This window comes from Leclercia sp. GHBNCSD (assembly GCF_055805075.1).
This window is the reverse complement of record NZ_JBQVYO010000001.1, coordinates 3,226,627-3,242,828: the sequence shown is the minus strand read 5'-3', so window position 1 is coordinate 3,242,828 and position 16,202 is coordinate 3,226,627. Positions and strand designations below refer to the sequence as shown.

Genomic DNA, 16,202 nt, shown 5'->3' with positions numbered 1-16,202 from the left:
CAGAGTTTAACACGGAACAAGCGGGGAGAGAACCGGGCGGATCGGCCGCCCGGTTGCAGGATCAATGTGAGACTTTTTCGCTCTCTTCGGCGTCCAGCACCACCTCTTCCGGGCGCAGAACGGAGATCAGCTTGAAGATGAGGGCCAGACCGATACCAACGATGGTCGCCAGCGCCATGCCTTTCAGCTCGGCGGCGCCAATGTGCACCTTGGCACCGCTGACGCCGATAATCAGGATCACCGAGGTCAGGATCAGGTTTTGCGCTTTGCTGTAGTCAACTTTTGAGTCGATCAGAACGCGAATACCGGAGGCGCCAATCACCCCGTACAACAGCAGCGAAACACCGCCCATCACCGGAACCGGGATAATCTGGATAGCCGCCGCCAGCTTACCGACGCAGGAGAGCAGGATAGCGAAAATCGCCGCACCGCCAATAACCCAGGTGCTGTAGACGCGGGTAATAGCCATCACGCCGATATTCTCACCGTAGGTAGTGTTTGGCGTGGAGCCGAAGAAACCGGAGATGATGGTTGAGAAGCCGTTGGCAAACATTGAGCGGTGCAGACCCGGGTCGCGGATCAGGTCGCGCTTGACGATATTGGCCGTCACCACCAGGTGACCGACGTGCTCGGCAATCACCACCAGCGCCGCAGGCAGAATAGTGAAGATGGCAAACCACTCAAAGCGCGGGGTGTAGAAGGTTGGCAGCGCGAACCAGTGGGCCTGGGCAATCGGGGTGGTATCCACAACGCCCATCGCAAAGGAGAGCGCATAGCCAGCCAGTACGCCGATCAGGATCGGGATAATTGCCATAAAACCACGGAACAACACGGAGCCAAAGACCGTCACGCCCAGCGTGACCAGCGAGATAGTAATGGTTTTAGTATCCGGGGATTGCCCGTCGGCAGGCAGCAGGCCCGCCATGTTTGCGGCCACACCGGCTAATTCAAGACCGATGACGGCAACGATTGCGCCCATCGCCGCAGGGGGGAACATCACATCCAGCCAGCCGGTCCCCGCTTTCTTCACAATGAAAGCCACCAGACAGAACAGCACGCCGCACATAATGAAACCACCCAGCGCCACTTCATAGCCTAACGGCAACAACAGCAAGACCGGGGAGATAAAGGCAAAGCTGGAGCCCAGGTAGGCCGGAATCTTACCTTTACAAATAAAGAGATAAAGCAGCGTACCGATGCCGTTAAACAGCAGCACGGTGGCCGGGTTAATGTGGAACAGGATTGGCACCAGCACGGTTGCACCAAACATCGCAAACAGGTGCTGCAAACTAAGCGGGATTGTCTGCAAAAGTGGCGGTCTTTCACTCACCCCGATAGCACGGCGCGTCATAGAATCTTCCTCAAGTGTTGTTTGTTTTAAGCGGTTGGGTTTTTTATTCAAAAAAAAGCCGACTATCAAAGTCGGCTTCTTTTTCGTTATTCACTTATTTAGTACCAAAAATCTTATCGCCGGCATCGCCGAGTCCCGGGATGATGTACCCGTGCTCGTTCAGGCCCTGATCGACAGAGGCGGTGTACAGTTCAACGTCCGGGTGCGCTTTTTCCAGCGCAGCAATGCCTTCCGGCGCGGCAACCAGTACCAATACTTTGATGCTGCTGCAGCCCGCGTTTTTCAGCAGGTCGATGGTGGCGATCATGGAGCCACCGGTGGCCAGCATCGGGTCAACGACCAGCGCCATACGCTCGTCGATATTGGAGACCAGCTTCTGGAAATAGGGCACCGGCTCCAGCGTCTCTTCGTTACGGTAGATGCCAACCACGCTGATACGCGCGCTCGGAACGTGCTCCAGCACCCCTTCCATCATGCCCAGACCTGCGCGCAGGATTGGCACAACGGTAATTTTTTTGCCTTTGATCTGCTCAACCTGTACCGGGCCGTTCCAGCCTTCGATGGTCACAGTTTCGGTTTCCAGATCGGAGGTTGCTTCATAGGTCAGTAAGCTGCCAACTTCAGAGGCCAGTTCACGAAAGCGCTTAGTGCTGATGTCATGCTCACGCATCAGGCCCAGCTTGTGTTTAACGAGTGGGTGTTTCACTTCCACAATCTTCATTCTCTTTCTCCTTCGGGTGGCAGCCACAAAAAAAATCGCCGGATTATACCGCTTTTTTCGGATAGCGCCATACCCATCTTGCTTGACCGGGATCAACCAAAGTGAATTAGAGTCTGTCAGAGAGTATAAAAGAGACAAAAAAAACCGGCGGGGGATCGCCGGCTTTTGTGCGGGTTTTCGCCCGGCGGCGCTGCGCTTGCACGGGCCTACGGTTTTGTAGGCCGGGTAAGGCGAAGCCGCCACCCGGCAGTGGGCGTTTAAAGCGACTCGCCGTTGCTGGCGATCACCTTCTGATACCAGGCGAACGACCTCTTCTTGCTGCGATTCAGCGTGCCGTTACCTTCGTTGTCTTTATCAACATAGATAAAGCCATAGCGTTTTTTCATCTCGCCCGTTCCGGCAGAGACCAGATCGATACAGCCCCACGGGGTGTAGCCCATCAGATCCACGCCATCTTCCACCACCGCTTTTTTCATCTCACGGATATGGGCGCTGAGATAGTCGATGCGGTACTGGTCATTGACCGTGCCGTCACTCTCCAGCACGTCGATGGCACCAAAACCGTTTTCGACAATAAACAGCGGCAGCTGGTAGTGATCCCAGAACCAGTTCAGGGAGTAACGCAGCCCCACCGGATCAATCTGCCAGCCCCAGTCCGATTTCTGTACATAGGGGTTGGAGACCAGGCTTTTGCTTTCGTCGTAGTCGAGCTGCGGGTTGTCCTCCGTGGCTTTGGTGGCAAACGACATGTAGTAGCTGAAGCCGATGTAATCCACGCAGCCCTGCTTCAGCGCCGCTTTATCCTCTTCGGTAATATCCAGCGCAAAACCGCGACGGGCAAAGTAGTTCAGCAGGTGTTGCGGATAGGCGCCGCGCACGTGCACATCGGTGAACCAGTAGCGGCGGTGCATGGCGTTCATCGCCATCATCATGTCGTTCGGGGCGCAGGTCAGGGGATAGATCGGACACATGGCGATCATGCAGCCAATTTTCAGGGACGGGTTGATGTCGCGTCCGGCTTTTACCGCCAGGGCGCTGGCCACCAGCTCATAGTGCGCCGCCTGGAACATCACCGGCTCGCGATCTTCACCCGGCTGGTACTTCAGCCCGGAGTTGGTAAACGGGGCGAAATCTTCGTGGAAGTTGGCCTGGTTGTTGATCTCGTTAAAGGTCATCCAGTATTTCACTTTGTGCTGATAGCGCTCGAATACCACGCTGGCAAAGCGCACAAAGAAGTCGATCAGTTTGCGGTTACGCCAGCCGCCGTACTCTTTCACCAGGTGATAAGGCATTTCGAAGTGCGAGAGGGTGATCACCGGCTCGATGCCATGCTTCAGGCACTCATCAAACAGATCGTCATAAAACTGGAGCCCCGCCTCGTTAGGCTGCTGTTCATCGCCTTTCGGGAAAATACGCGTCCAGGCTATGGAGGTGCGGAAACATTTAAAGCCCATTTCCGCGAACAGCTGGATGTCATCTTTATACCGGTGATAGAAATCGATGGCTTCATGGTTGGGGTAGTTTTTGCCCGGCAGTACGCCGTCGGTAATTTCGCGGGGGACGCCGTGGGCGCCAGCGGTCATCACATCTGCCACGCTCGTGCCCTTCCCGCCCTCCTGCCAGCCGCCTTCAAGTTGATGCGCCGCCACTGCGCCGCCCCACAGAAAACCCTCTTTGAATCCTGACATGCAATATCCCTCATTCAGCGTTAATTATCGGCAAAAAAGAGTACAGAAACCGGTTTCATTGGAATGATGTGCATTCACTGGCAGGGTTGCAAGAATAAGAATGTACCCGGTTTCATTTTCGTGAACGGGTTCAAGTTTGTATGCTAAGGGGCGATTTTTACTCGATTTTCAGGCGCACGATTTTCTGTTGCAGAATGGGCTCGCAAACGTTTGCCTGGACTGTTAGAATTGCGCCGATTTTTCTTATATCGCAATGCAATCGCGTGGGGACTTGAGCCGTGACCAACAAAACTTCTCTCAGCTACAAAGATGCCGGTGTAGATATTGACGCAGGTAATGCGCTGGTTGACCGTATCAAAGGGGTAGTTAAAAAAACCCGCCGCCCGGAAGTGATGGGAGGTCTGGGAGGATTCGGCGCACTGTGCGCGCTGCCGCAAAAATACCGTGAACCGGTTCTGGTCTCAGGCACCGACGGCGTGGGCACCAAGCTGCGTCTGGCGATGGATCTGAAACGCCACGACACCATCGGCGTTGACCTGGTTGCGATGTGCGTGAACGACCTGGTGGTTCAGGGCGCTGAGCCGCTGTTCTTCCTCGACTACTACGCGACCGGCAAGCTGGACGTCGACACCGCAGCCAGCGTCATCAGCGGTATCGCCGAAGGCTGTTTGCAGTCAGGCTGTGCACTGGTGGGCGGTGAAACCGCTGAAATGCCGGGCATGTACCACGGCGACGATTACGACGTGGCTGGCTTCTGCGTGGGCGTTGTCGAAAAATCAGAGATCATTGACGGCAGCAAAGTGGCCGACGGCGACGTGCTGATTGCGCTGGGCTCCAGTGGCCCGCACTCTAACGGCTACTCTCTGGTGCGCAAAATTGTTGAAGTGAGCGGCTGCGACCCTCTCACCACCGAGCTGGAAGGTAAACCGCTGGCCGATCACCTGCTCGAACCGACCCGCATCTACGTGAAATCCATTCTGGCGCTGATTGAGAATGTGGACGTTCACGCGATTGCCCACCTGACCGGCGGCGGCTTCTGGGAAAACATTCCGCGCGTCCTGCCGGATAACACCCAGGCGGTGATCGACGCATCCTCCTGGCAGTGGCCTGCGGTATTTAACTGGCTGCAGGATGCCGGTAACGTCAGCGATCATGAGATGTATCGCACCTTCAACTGCGGCGTGGGGATGGTTATCGCCCTGCCGGCAAGCGAAGTGGACAATGCCCTGGCGCTGCTGCAGGCGAAAGGTGAAAACGCGTGGAAAATCGGTATCATCAAAGCATCTGATTCCGAACAGCGTGTGGTCATTGAATGAAAAATATAGTGGTGCTCATTTCCGGTAACGGAAGTAATTTGCAGGCTATCATCGATGCCTGCAAACAGAAGAAGATCAACGGCACCCTCCGCGCAGTATTCAGTAACAAGGCCGATGCATACGGCCTTGAGCGTGCCCGCCTCGCGGGCATTGCCACGCATGCGCTCAGCGCTGCCCAGTTTGCCAGCCGCGAGGCGTTTGACCGCGAATTGGTGCAGGAGATTGACGCCTACGCCCCGGATGTGGTGGTGCTGGCCGGCTACATGCGGATCTTAAGCCCGGCGTTTGTCGCGCACTATGCCGGACGTCTGCTCAATATCCACCCCTCCCTGCTGCCTAAATATCCTGGCCTGAATACCCACCGTCAGGTGCTGGACAACGGCGATGAGGAGCACGGCACCTCGGTCCATTTCGTTACTGACGAACTGGACGGCGGCCCGGTGATCCTGCAGGCGAAAGTGCCGGTGTTTGAAGGCGACAGTGAAGAGGAGGTGACCGCCCGGGTGCAGGCTCAGGAGCACGCTATCTACCCGCTGGTGGTGAGCTGGTTCGTTGAAGGCCGTCTTGAAATGCGCGACGGCGCCGCCTGGCTGGATGGCGCGCCGTTACCCCCGCAAGGTCACGCGGCGGAAGAGTAAACTTTTGCCGGGTGGCGCTATCGCTTACCCGGCCTACAGCACCTTTTGCCCCGCCAACTCTCTATTATCCCTCAAGAAAAAATTTAACTGTCATACTTTTCTGACACAGTTGGACATATTGTGGAAATGCTCGCCATAATAAAGGCGAGACGGATTTACCACGTCCTGTGATTGAACTGGAGTGTGAGTAGTAATGGGTCAGGAAAAGTTATACATCGAGAAAGAGCTAAGCTGGTTAGCGTTCAACGAGCGCGTGCTTCAGGAAGCGGCCGACAAAAGTAACCCGCTGATTGAGCGCATGCGTTTTCTGGGGATTTACTCCAATAATCTGGATGAATTCTATAAAGTGCGTTTCGCTGAACTGAAGCGTCGAATCATCATTAGCGAAGAGCAGGGTTTAAACTCGAATTCGCGTCATCTGCTTGGCAAGATCCAGTCCCGGGTACTGAAAGCCGACCAGGAATTTGACAGCCTGTATAACGAACTGCTGCTGGAGATGGCGCGTAATCAAATCTTCCTGATTAACGAGCGTCAGCTCTCGGTTAACCAGCAGAGCTGGCTGCGTCACTATTTCAAACAGTATCTGCGCCAGCACATCACCCCGATTCTGATTAACCGCGAAACCGATCTGGTGCAGTTCCTGAAAGATGACTACACCTACCTGGCGGTGGAGATTATCCGCGGCGACAGCATCCGCTATGCGCTGCTGGAAATCCCGTCAGACAAGGTGCCGCGCTTCGTCAACCTGCCACCGGAAACGCCGCGCCGCCGCAAGCCGATGATCCTGCTGGATAACATCCTGCGCTACTGCCTGGACGATATCTTCAAAGGGTTCTTCGACTACGATGCGCTGAACGCCTATTCCATGAAGATGACCCGCGATGCCGAGTATGACCTGGTGCACGAGATGGAGGCCAGCCTGATGGAGCTGATGTCATCCAGCCTCAAGCAGCGTCTGACGGCGGAGCCGGTGCGCTTTGTCTATCAGCGCGATATGCCCGATGCCATGGTTGATATGCTGCGCGAAAAGCTGACCATCTCCCGCTATGACTCCATCGTGCCGGGCGGTCGCTATCATAATTTCAAAGACTTTATCGGCTTCCCAAACGTCGGCAAGGCCAACCTGGTGAACAAGCCGCTGCCCCGCCTGCGCCATATCTGGTTTGATAAGTTCCGTAACGGCTTCGACGCCATTCGCGAGCGCGATGTCCTGCTCTACTATCCGTACCACACTTTTGAGCATGTACTGGAGCTGATGCGGCAGGCGTCGTTCGACCCCAACGTGCTGGCGATTAAAATCAACATCTACCGCGTGGCGAAAGATTCCCGCATTATCGATGCGATGATCCACGCTGCCCACAACGGCAAAAAAGTGACCGTGGTGGTGGAGTTGCAGGCGCGTTTCGATGAAGAGGCCAACATCCACTGGGCCCGTCGTCTGACCGAAGCGGGCGTACACGTGATCTTCTCGGCCCCTGGGTTGAAGATCCACGCCAAGCTGTTCCTCATCTCCCGTAAAGAGGGTGATGATGTGGTGCGTTATGCCCACATCGGCACCGGTAACTTCAACGAGAAGACCGCGCGCATCTATACCGACTACTCGCTGTTGACCGCCGATGCGCGGATCACCAACGAGGTGCGTCGGGTCTTCAACTTTATTGAAAACCCCTATCGTCCGGTTAATTTCGACTATCTGCTGGTCTCCCCGCAGAACTCCCGTCGTCTGCTGTATGACATGATCGACCGCGAGATCGCCAACGCGCAAAACGGCCAGCCGGCCGGCATTACGCTTAAGCTCAACAACCTGGTCGATAAAGGACTGGTGGATCGCCTGTATGCCGCCTCCAGTTCGGGAGTTCAGGTTAATCTGCTGATCCGCGGCATGTGCTCGCTGATCCCCGATCTTGAGGGCATCAGTGAAAATATTCGCGTCATCAGCATCGTCGATCGCTATCTTGAGCACGATCGGATCTATATTTTTGAGAATGGCGGCGATAAACGCGTTTACCTCTCTTCCGCCGACTGGATGACGCGAAACATCGATTACCGGATTGAAGTGGCGGCACCGCTGCTCGATCCGCGGCTGAAGCAACAAATTCTTGATATTATCGACCTGTTGTTAAGTGATACTGTAAAAGCACGTTATGTCGATAAAGAACTGAGTAACCGCTATGTGCCGCGCGGCAATCGCCGTAAAGTACGGGCACAGCTGGCGATTTACGACTATATCAAATCACTCGAGCAATCCGATTAACCTATGCCGATAAACGATAAGACCCCACGACCGCAGGAGTTTGCTGCGGTCGACCTTGGTTCTAACAGCTTCCACATGGTCATCGCCCGTGAGGTGGATGGCGCAATGCAGATCATCGGTCGTCTGAAGCAGCGCGTCCACCTGGCTGATGGCCTGGATGCGAACAATATGCTCAGCGAAGAGGCGATGGAGCGCGGGCTGAACTGCCTGTCGCTGTTTGCCGAACGCCTGCAGGGTTTCACCCCGTCGAGCGTCTGCATTGTCGGAACGCATACCCTGCGCCAGGCCGCAAACGCGACGGAATTTTTAAAGCGCGCGGAAAAGGTGATCCCCTACCCTATCGAAATCATTTCGGGTAACGAAGAAGCCCGTCTGATTTTTATGGGCGTGGAACATACGCAACCTGAAAAAGGCCGCAAGCTGGTGATTGATATTGGCGGCGGCTCGACGGAGCTGGTGATCGGCGAAAACTTTGAGCCGCATCTGGTCGAAAGCCGCCGGATGGGCTGCGTCAGCTTTGCCCAACTCTATTTCCCCGGCGGGGCGATCAGCCGGGAGAACTTCCAGCGCGCGCGGATGGCCGCGGTACAGAAGCTGGAGTCCCTCGCCTGGCAATACCGTCTGCAGGGCTGGAACGTGGCGCTTGGCGCCTCGGGTACGATCAAAGCGGCACACGAAGTGCTGGTGGAGATGGGCGAAAAAGATGGCTTTATTACCCCTGAGCGTCTGACCAGGCTGATGGAAGAGGTGCTCAAGCATAAGAGCTTTACCGCCCTCAGCCTGCCGGGTCTCTCCGAAGAGCGCAAAGCGGTGTTTGTGCCGGGTCTGGCGATCCTGTGTGGCGTGTTCGATGCGCTGGCGATCCGCGAGCTGCGTCTTTCCGACGGCGCGCTGCGCGAAGGGGTACTCTATGAGATGGAAGGCCGTTTCCGTCATCAGGATATTCGCAGCCGCACCGCGCAGAGCCTGGCCAACCAGTACAATATTGACCGCGAACAGGCCAGACGCGTGCTGGAAACCACGACCCAAATGTATGAGCAGTGGGAAGCCCAGAACCCGAAACTGGCGCATCCGCAGCTGGCGGCTCTGCTCAAATGGGCGGCGATGCTGCATGAAGTGGGGCTCAATATCAACCACAGCGGGATGCACCGCCATTCGGCCTACATTCTGCAACACAGCGACCTGCCAGGCTTCAACCAGGAGCAGCAGACCATGATGGCCTCGCTGGTGCGCTATCATCGTAAAGCCGTTAAGCTGGATGAGCTGCCGCGCTTTACGCTGTTCAAGAAAAAACAGTTCCTGCCGTTGATCCAGCTGTTACGTCTGGGCGTGCTGCTGAACAACCAGCGCCAGGCGACGACAACGCCACCTACGCTGACGCTCACCACGGACGATAACCACTGGACGCTGAGTTTCCCGCATGACTGGTTTAGCCAGAATGCGCTGGTCTTGCTGGATCTGGAAAAAGAGCAACAGTACTGGAGCGCCGTCACCGGCTGGTGCCTGAAAATTGAAGAAGAGCACTCCCCGCACGTCGCCGCGTAATCTTCCCGTCAGGCGCTCATACCGAGCGCCTCACCCCTAAGCAGACTCTCCAGCGGCACAGGTTTGCCAATCAAATAGCCCTGAAAATAGTCAATGCCCAGCGCTTCAGCCGCATGGCGGATCTCTTCGCTTTCAACATACTCCGCCACCACCAGCATCTTTTTCATCCGCGCAAGATGACAGATCGAAGCGACAATCTGGTAATCCAGACTATTGCTGACGATGTTACGAATAAAGCTGCCGTCGATCTTCAGAATATCGGCATCCACGTTTTTCAAGCGCGCATAGCTGGCGTAGCCGGTACCAAAATCATCTATGGCAATCCGGCACCCCATCTGCTGCAGATGGTTGACGGTCTGCATCGCCAGCCCGGCGTTGCCGAAGCTGCTGCTTTCGGTGATCTCGAAGATGAGCTGCCAGCTCTCAATGGCATATTTTTGCAACATCCGGCTGACCTCAAGCGGCAGCTGGGCCCGGCAAACGGACGTTGGCGAAAGGTTAATGGCGAACCGCTGCCCCGGGAGCGTTTCGCGATTCTTCGCCATAAACTGAAGCGTCTTCTCCAGCACCAGCAGATCAATTCGCGACGAAAGGCCAAACTCCATGGCAACGGGCAAAAAGATATCGGGCGAGATCAGCCCGGCATCACCATTTTGCAGGCGGAGCAGTATCTCGTGATAGCTATCGCCGCGGATGCCCTGTACGGGCTGCGCCAGCAGGGTAAACTCATCTTTTTCCAGCGCCCGCTGCACGCGATTCATCATCGCAACCTTGTCTTTCAGACCGCGCTGCAGGTTGATTGCGCCCCGCTGCTGCAGGTTTTCCGGGTGGTTGGTCGCCAGAGAGAGATCCGCAATGGTACTCAGCTCACCCAGCAGCAGATAGATATGCACCACCGGTGAACGCACATAGCAGTAACTGACCCCCACCTGCGGCTGCAGCGGCATCCCATCCCAGATAAAGCGAAAGCGTTTGATGTGCAGATCCAGCTCTTCAATACGGGATTGGTGCAGCTCGGTATTTAAACGCAACACTAAATCGTGACCCGAGAGTTGATAGATGCACTCATCCGGCTGCAGATAATCATTCAGCCAGGCGGCCAGCTTCTGTTTGTACTGGATGCGCAGCAGTACGCCATAGTTACGCCCCAAAACTTCCAGTTCAGGGATGCGCAAGAAACAGAGCACCGACCAGGGTTTTTTGCCCAGGGCACGATTGAGCGCCCGCAGGTTTGGCATGTGCACCACCGGATCGAGAAACGCCAGCCGACGGGCGCGAATATTGATGGCCCGCTGTCGCGTCGCCAGTACCGCCATATAGACCACCACGAAGGTAAAGACCAGATAACTGGAGGAGGTAATGGTGAGCTGAATATCGTATCCCTGCGACCAGGGGATGTAGCGGTAAAAATAGTGAATAGAGACGATCAGCACTGGAGTCCAGATCAGAGACATCAGCTTATAACCAAAGCGCATCGATCCCCAAAGCATGACCGGCATCAGCAGCGACAGCGTGTAGTTGGTACTGAAGATACTGCTGTTTTCGTTAATCGGCCATAACAGCAGGGCCAGTAAGGCACTGTTGATCAACATCCAGGTGACAGCTTCTGCCAGCGACACTTTGCGGTCTATCTGGCTCCTAATCTGCGATATCAGGCTGCGCAGATAGCGGGGATGACGGAGGATGCGGATGATCACATAGCTGAAGGGCACCCCTGTCAGGCAGCCAACCAGTAACCCCTGATAGTTAATCAGCGAGCGGATCCCGGGAGTACTGATACCGGCCAGGTCAAACCGCGTCTGGTAAACGCCGAGGTAAACCGCGAACTGAAATAGCAGGAGAAAAATCGTGGCCGGGCAGAACATCTGCCAGAACATCCGTTGCGCGATAAGCCGTGCGTCGCCATAGGCAGTCATATTACGTCGGGGTGTGAAGACCCGATATCCGCCCCAACTGAGAGTTATAGGGATCAGGAAATGCGCAATGGCAATCGCCGTTTCGTAGTCGCCAATCGAGGGATAATAGTGCAGGAAGAGCGCAACCATAATGCCCGGCACTGCCGCCATTCCATAAAACAGCATGAGCGCGAGTAACAACGCCAGCGGCATATAGTAGAGCACCACCAGACTCCCCTCAACCTGGGTGTAGGTAGTAGCTAAGCGCGCAATGGGCAGCAGCACGATCGGCAGAAGCATCGGCAGCGCCCACCAGCGATCTTTGTATTTTTTGTATAAAGTGAAAATAGTCATAGATGCCATAGTAAACCCGCTGATCCCGGGGGTAATTCAGACAGGCATCCAACCTGACACTGTTGCCGCGCATCGAATAACGATTACACGAAGGGAATAAAAGATTTTAATTAGCAACGGCGGGTGACATTTGACTTAAATCAAAAATATTAATATCGCTCAATTAGATTCACATTTTTTGACCACACTTTTGTGCTAATTATCAATGGCGTAAATAAGTTAATTATTATACATAACATTAAGTGAGTGAGTTGTTGACGCAATTTTACATTACGATTAATTGACCCCTGCCCGCCCGTATGCCTTAATGGCGTACCGCCCGCAGGGTATTATCAGGAAAACAACAGTGAGTCAGGCCACACGTATGCGAAGACGACATCGGTTTAACACTCGGATGACGCGTATCATACTGCTAATCAGCTTCTTCTTTTTCCTTGGCCGTTTCGTCTATTCCTCTATAGGTGCCTGGTATCACCATCAGGAGAAAAAACAGGCCCAGCAATCCAGCCTCTCTGTCGATTATGCCGGGCGTTCCACATCGACAATTAATTAATCGTTTGGTTTTTATTGGTTAATTTAATTATTCTGTTGTTTGTAATAAACGAATAATTTCGCTCATTCCTTTGCTCAGTATTTTGTCCTGACGCATAACAATAGCCAGCTGGCGCTGTAATACCGGCGTAAGCGATTGTACGCATAATCCCTGTCTGTCCTGCGCGCAGGCGACCGCCATGCGGGGAATAATGCTGTACCCCAGCCCGACACGAACCATACGCTTGATCGCTTCGATGCTGCCGGACTGCATCACCGGCTGCACCTCCACGCCGCTTGCCTGGAACCAGGCGTCGATGACCGTACGCGTACTGCTTCCCGCACTAAAGGCGATAAAGGGTCGATCCTGTAGATGCTCAGCGGTCAGCATGCCGAACTGCCTCTGCTCTTCCCCGGCGGCGATATAGACAAACTCCTCATTCATCACCGGTGCGATCGAAAGCGCAGACCCGGCAGCCGGGAGTGTCACCAGCCCCAGATCGAGACGGTTCTCCTCGATAGCGCGAACAATCTCAAGGGTATTGCCGGTGGTGACGCCAACCCGCAGCAGCGGATGATCCTGACGCAGCTGCTGCAACAGAGGTGGCAGCAGATGGATGCAGGCCGTGGCACCCATTCCGAGGGTAATGGTGCCGCTCACCTCATGGCTGAAGGCCCCTATCGCGCGTATCGCCTCATCCACCGCCTGCTCGATGCGCTCGCCGTGCGTAAGTAACGTGAGCCCCGCCGCGGTGGCTTTAATCCCCCGTCCGGTTCGCTCGATTAATCGCGCCTGCAGAAACTGCTCCAGCTGGCGGATCTGCAGACTGACGGCCGGTTGCGAAAGTCCCAGCAGATCCGCCGCGGCAGAAAAACTGCCCCGCTGCACCACCAGACGAAAGGTCGCCAGCTGTCCAAGATTCAGCGTCGTCATCACAAAGTTTCTCTTATAGGAGCCATAAACGCACCGGCCTGCCAGGGTCCTGATGCAACCGATATGCTCAGCATAACGCCCTGATGGAATGAAAGATAATGAAAAACCCTGCCCTGCCCCGCGCCCTCTCCCTCACTGCTGGCTGTAACCAGCTTATCAACTGGGGGATCTCTTTTTATATGCCCGGCACCTTTGCCCGGGCGATATCGGCGGATACCGGCTGGTCGTCAGCGCAAATCTACTCGGGCCTGACGCTCGCCATGCTGGTGATGGCTGCCCTCTCGCCGTTTGTCGCCCGCTTACTGGCGCGGATCGGCGGCCAGCGTGTGGTGATGACCGGCTCCCTGCTGATCGCCATGAGTTGCCTGCTTATGGCTTACACGCACTCGCTTATGACCTGGTACAGCGCCTGGGTGTTAACTGGCATCGGTATGCGCCTGTCGCTGTACGACGCACTGTTTGCGGCGCTAGTGAATCTCTACGGTCAGCAGGCGCGGCGAACGATCTCCCGCGTGACGCTGGCGGGCGGGCTGGCCTCGGTGGTCTTCTGGCCGCTGGGAGAGGCACTGCTCATGGTCATGAACTGGCGTGAAGCGCTGCTGATCTATGCCCTGTTCGGCCTGCTGAGCGCCGCGTTAATCCTGTCGCTACCCAATCAAACTCACCCTCTAGCCAACAAACCCGCCGCCCCTGCCGGGGGAGAGGATCGGCGCAACGGCTGGCTGTACGCCGCGTTTATCGCGCTGATCACCTTTGTCTCTAACGGCACCTCGACCCATCTGCCGGAATTTATCGCCAGCGTCGGGCTGCCGGTTGCCGTCGGCATGTTATGGGGAATTGGGCAGACCGGGGCGCGGTTCCTGGAGGTGGTGGCCGGAGCGGGACTGACTCCGCTGCGCCTGACGCTGCTCACCGCGCTTGCCATGCCGGTCTGCTTTCTGCTGGGGCTCTGCAGTACGCTCTGGCTCTGGTCAGCCGCCGGTTTTGTGCTGGGCTACGGGGCGATTAACGGGCTGGTGACCATCGTCAAAGCCACGCTGCCGTTGCAGCTGTTTGCCCCTGAAGAGTACGCCAGACGCACCGGCGTGCTGCTGATCCCGGCCCAGCTGATGGCGGCGGCTTCTCCGCTGGCCTATGCGTGGCTGAACCGGGCTTTAGGGACGATGGGGGCGATGTGGCTGTCGTGGGGGCTGACGCTGGTGATTGCCGGGCTGGCGGTGGCGATGGTGAAGGGACAGGCCGCGCGTGGGGGCCAGGGCATCCCTGCCCTGAGTGACTAAAGAACAAATCCGCCGTCAATGGTCAGGCTTGCCCCGGTCATGTAGCCGGATGACGCCCCGGCAAGCCAGGACGCCAGCGAGGCGATTTCGTCCGGCTCGCCCATTCTTTGCAACGGGATGCTACCGACGATCTGCTCCGCCATCCCGGCGGTCATATCGGTGGCAACAGGCCCTGGCTGAATGTTGTTAATGGTGATGCGCCGTGGCGCCAGATCCAGAGCGAGGTTCTGCACCATCGATGCCACCGCCGCTTTGCTCATGGCATAAACGCTGCTGCCCGCATGCCCGGTACGCACGGCGGTATTGCTGCCGATGGTGATAATTCTCCCCCCTTCCGTCATCGGCTTCACCGCCGCCTGAATGGCGAGGAAGACGCCGCGTACGTTGACCGACAGCGTGGCGTCCAGATCCGCCAGGGCATACTCCTCAATCGTTCCAGGGCGAAGCACACCCGCGTTCACCACCGCGACATCCAGCCTGCCGTAGCGGCGCAGCGTCGTATCCACTGCCGCCTGGATTGCTGCCGCATCTGCGCTGTCGGCTTCAATGGCTATCGCCTGACCGCCCTGTTGTTCAATGGTTGAGACCAGCGCCTGCGCCCGATCCGGGCGTGATACCTAGGTAATGGCAATCCGATAACCCTCGTGCGCCAGTCGCGCCGCAGTGGCCGCTCCGATCCCGCGTGCCCCGCCGAAAATCAACGCTACTTTTTCGTGATTCATGATGGTCATTCTCCTGTTGGCTTGAGCACCCAGCCGGGTGCCTCTGCAGACACCCTGCCAGCAGAATTTCCCCTGCGCATGCGCGGAATGTATCGCACTGTATCCCCGCCCCCCTGCTTACGCAGCCATACAAAAAAGCCGCCCACAGCAAACAGACCCGATACATAAAAATGGTTTTCTGTACCTGTCGTCACTGATTACCTGAAGAGGAGATACCCGGATGATGCATCGAAATGTCCTGCTCACGCTGTTCGCCTTGTCATCAGGCTGTACCTGGGCCGCACCGTTAAGCGGGCTTAGTGCGGCGGAGGTGAATGGCCCTGCTGCCGTAGCACCGCTCGAACAGCCCCAGCCTCCGGCGAAGCTGATTGTGGATCCGCCGCTGGCGGGCCCGCTAAGTAAAGGCGCGGTCTTTATTCAATACCGCGCAGAGAACATGCGCATTGAACCGGTGTTCGGGCCTGAGGCGTTGAAAGTGACGCCGCGCATCGGCCATATCCACGTCATCGTGGATGACAATCCCTGGCACTGGGCCGACGCCAGCGGTGAACCGATCATTCTGGTGGGGCTACCCGCAGGTCATCACAAGGTGACCCTTATTCTCGCTGACCCAACTCATAAACCTGTTGATCGTAAAACCATTGAATTTACCGTGCCGCCGCATGCCGCGATTATGCACTGAACGCAACCCCTGACCTATTTTTGAGGATTTAAACCATGAAAACATTACTGATTGCTGTCCTGACCTTCACTGCCGCAATGACCTCTTCCGCTTTCGCCGCCCAGGAAATTAACCAGCCTCAGGGAGAGCAAAAGATTGGCACCGTTTCCGACAGCAGCGGTGCGACGTCGCTGGCGGATCTGGAGGCAAAACTGCAGGCCAAAGCCGATAAAGCGGGCGCCAGCGCGTTTCGTATTACCTCCGCCGGGGGGAACAACACCCTGTCCGGCACCGCCGATATTTATCGCTGAG

The 16,202-nt window shown here is 56.3% G+C and carries 13 protein-coding genes and 1 pseudogene; 8 read left to right on the top strand and 6 right to left on the bottom strand.

The genetic code is table 11. The features are described from left to right. Window positions 1-61: 61 nt before the first annotated feature. The 3 genes from uraA to ACT3IC_RS15555 form a co-directional block, all read right to left on the bottom strand. A complete protein-coding gene (gene uraA, locus ACT3IC_RS15565) occupies window positions 62-1,351 on the bottom strand; it encodes a uracil permease (protein WP_114314300.1) in 1,290 nt (429 codons plus the stop codon). A 94-nt stretch (window positions 1,352-1,445) separates the two neighbouring features. Continuing rightward, entirely contained in the window at window positions 1,446-2,072 is a 627-nt protein-coding gene (gene upp / locus ACT3IC_RS15560; protein WP_032613066.1) for a uracil phosphoribosyltransferase, read from the bottom strand. A gap of 257 nt (window positions 2,073-2,329) precedes the next feature. Continuing rightward, window positions 2,330-3,760, bottom strand: coding sequence for a 6-phospho-beta-glucosidase (locus ACT3IC_RS15555; RefSeq protein ID WP_103180686.1), 1,431 nt, complete (start codon window positions 3,758-3,760; stop codon window positions 2,330-2,332). A gap of 278 nt (window positions 3,761-4,038) precedes the next feature. Here ACT3IC_RS15555 and purM point away from each other — a divergent pair, with 278 nt between their 5' ends. From purM to ppx, 4 genes are all read left to right on the top strand, one after another. Then, the gene (purM, locus tag ACT3IC_RS15550; protein WP_159340061.1) at window positions 4,039-5,076 is read left to right on the top strand and encodes a phosphoribosylformylglycinamidine cyclo-ligase; all 1,038 of its coding nucleotides are present in this window, start codon (window positions 4,039-4,041) and stop codon (window positions 5,074-5,076) included. After that, window positions 5,073-5,714, top strand: coding sequence for a phosphoribosylglycinamide formyltransferase (gene purN, locus ACT3IC_RS15545; RefSeq protein WP_156655018.1), 642 nt, complete (start codon window positions 5,073-5,075; stop codon window positions 5,712-5,714). Before purM ends, purN begins: the two co-directional genes overlap by 4 nt. Window positions 5,715-5,907: 193 nt before the next feature. Then, window positions 5,908-7,968: a polyphosphate kinase 1 gene (gene ppk1, locus ACT3IC_RS15540; protein ID WP_103180689.1), complete on the top strand. Its 2,061-nt coding sequence runs from the start codon at window positions 5,908-5,910 to the stop codon at window positions 7,966-7,968. Between the two features lie 3 nt (window positions 7,969-7,971). After that, complete coding sequence (ppx, locus tag ACT3IC_RS15535; protein WP_103180690.1) at window positions 7,972-9,513, top strand: exopolyphosphatase; 1,542 nt, start codon at window positions 7,972-7,974, stop codon at window positions 9,511-9,513. Between the two features lie 8 nt (window positions 9,514-9,521). Here the strand turns inward: ppx and ACT3IC_RS15530 are convergent, their stop codons facing one another. Further along, window positions 9,522-11,762 carry a sensor domain-containing phosphodiesterase gene (locus tag ACT3IC_RS15530; protein WP_103180691.1) on the bottom strand — a complete coding sequence of 747 codons (2,241 nt, stop codon included), beginning with the start codon at window positions 11,760-11,762 and terminating at the stop codon, window positions 9,522-9,524. Window positions 11,763-12,108: 346 nt separating this feature from the next. On the opposite strand from ACT3IC_RS15530, the gene ACT3IC_RS15525 reads away from it, so the two are divergent. Continuing rightward, complete coding sequence (locus ACT3IC_RS15525; RefSeq protein WP_103180692.1) at window positions 12,109-12,315, top strand: YfgG family protein; 207 nt, start codon at window positions 12,109-12,111, stop codon at window positions 12,313-12,315. A 27-nt stretch (window positions 12,316-12,342) separates the two neighbouring features. Here the strand turns inward: ACT3IC_RS15525 and ACT3IC_RS15520 are convergent, their stop codons facing one another. After that, window positions 12,343-13,227, bottom strand: a complete 885-nt coding sequence (locus ACT3IC_RS15520) for a LysR family transcriptional regulator (protein WP_103180693.1) — start codon at window positions 13,225-13,227, stop codon at window positions 12,343-12,345. A 98-nt stretch (window positions 13,228-13,325) separates the two neighbouring features. Here ACT3IC_RS15520 and ACT3IC_RS15515 point away from each other — a divergent pair, with 98 nt between their 5' ends. Then, complete coding sequence (locus tag ACT3IC_RS15515) at window positions 13,326-14,507, top strand: MFS transporter (RefSeq protein WP_473478071.1); 1,182 nt, start codon at window positions 13,326-13,328, stop codon at window positions 14,505-14,507. Here the strand turns inward: ACT3IC_RS15515 and ACT3IC_RS15510 are convergent. Then, window positions 14,504-15,229: pseudogene (locus tag ACT3IC_RS15510) on the bottom strand (SDR family oxidoreductase). The gene ACT3IC_RS15515 and the pseudogene ACT3IC_RS15510 overlap by 4 nt on opposite strands. 220 nt (window positions 15,230-15,449) lie before the next feature. Here ACT3IC_RS15510 and ACT3IC_RS15505 point away from each other — a divergent pair. Together ACT3IC_RS15505 and ACT3IC_RS15500 are read left to right on the top strand one after the other, a co-directional pair. Next, the gene (locus ACT3IC_RS15505; RefSeq protein WP_156655021.1) at window positions 15,450-15,911 is read left to right on the top strand and encodes a DUF6130 family protein; all 462 of its coding nucleotides are present in this window, start codon (window positions 15,450-15,452) and stop codon (window positions 15,909-15,911) included. A 35-nt stretch (window positions 15,912-15,946) separates the two neighbouring features. Then, window positions 15,947-16,201, top strand: coding sequence for a YdgH/BhsA/McbA family protein (locus ACT3IC_RS15500; protein WP_156655022.1), 255 nt, complete (start codon window positions 15,947-15,949; stop codon window positions 16,199-16,201). Window position 16,202: the final 1 nt, after the last annotated feature.